This is a genomic window from Campylobacter sp. BCW_6877 (assembly GCF_001762445.1).
GTDB classification, from domain to species: Bacteria; Campylobacterota; Campylobacteria; order Campylobacterales; family Campylobacteraceae; genus Campylobacter_D; species Campylobacter_D jejuni.
The window spans coordinates 1-371 of the sequence record NZ_MJWW01000026.1 but is presented as its reverse complement, the minus strand read 5'-3'; the positions used below and the strand labels follow the sequence as shown (position 1 = coordinate 371).

Genomic DNA, 371 nt, shown 5'->3' with positions numbered 1-371 from the left:
CCGGTAGAGCATCTCCCTTTTAAGGAGGGGGCCGTTGGTTCGAATCCAACACGGGACACCATTTTTATTGTTAGGGTTATGACCCTTTCGTCTAGTGGCCCAGGACAACACTCTCTCTGTGTGGAAACAGAGGTTCAAATCCTCTAGGGGTCGCCAATCATAGGTCGCTTAGCTCAGTTGGTAGAGCGCCACCCTTACAAGGTGGATGTCATAAGTTCGAGTCTTATAGTGACCACCATTTTATAAAATCATAAATAGGTTTTATAATCTCTACTTCTTTACTTTGGATGCAGCGGTAGTTCAGCTGGTTAGAATGCCGCCCTGTCACGGCGGAGGTCGCGGGTTCGAGCCCCGTCCGCTGCGCCATCTTG

The 371-nt window shown here is 49.6% G+C and carries 3 tRNA genes; all 3 read left to right on the top strand.

What is annotated here, in order from left to right:
• The first annotated feature begins 80 nt into the window (after nucleotides 1-80).
• The 3 genes from AJ936_RS01690 (at nucleotide 81) to AJ936_RS01680 (ending at nucleotide 366) form a co-directional block, all read left to right on the top strand.
• Nucleotides 81-156: transfer RNA gene (locus tag AJ936_RS01690), tRNA-Arg, on the top strand.
• Between the two features lie 6 nt (nucleotides 157-162).
• A tRNA-Val gene (locus tag AJ936_RS01685) sits at nucleotides 163-238 on the top strand.
• A gap of 51 nt (nucleotides 239-289) precedes the next feature.
• Nucleotides 290-366 (top strand) — tRNA-Asp (locus AJ936_RS01680).
• Nucleotides 367-371 lie beyond the last annotated feature (5 nt).